We start from the raw sequence: 395 nt of genomic DNA, 5'->3' as shown, positions 1-395 counted from the left end.
CCGGAAGGCACGGCGCTGAGCTACAAGCTGACCGACACCGCCGGCGGGCTGTTCAAGCTGTCGGGCACCAAGCTCGTCGTCGCCAAGGCGATCGACTACGAGAAGGTGCAGTCGGACCAGGTCACCGTCCGGGTGACCGACGACGATGGCAAGAGCATGTCGAAGACGTTCACGATCAAGATCTCCGACGTCGTCGAGACGATCAACGGCACGTCGAAGAGCGATACGCTGAAGGGCGGCGTCGGCGCCGACCTGATCAAGGCGGGCTCGGGCAGCGACAAGCTCTACGGCAATGCCGGCGCGGACGTGCTGAAGGGCGAGGGCGGCAACGACACGCTCTATGGCGGCAAGGGCGCCGACGACCTCTACGGCGGCAGCGGCAAGGACGTGTTCGT

General features: G+C 65.6%; 1 pseudogene. It reads left to right on the top strand.

Going from position 1 to position 395, the window contains the following annotated elements:
* Positions 1-395, top strand: a pseudogene (locus P0086_RS25195) (hypothetical protein); the annotation flags it as partial.

The organism is Mycoplana sp. MJR14, assembly GCF_029210525.1.
Lineage (GTDB): Bacteria > Pseudomonadota > Alphaproteobacteria > Rhizobiales > Rhizobiaceae > Mycoplana.
Note: the sequence above shows the minus strand (reverse complement) of the source record. Positions and strands in the feature narration are given on the sequence as shown.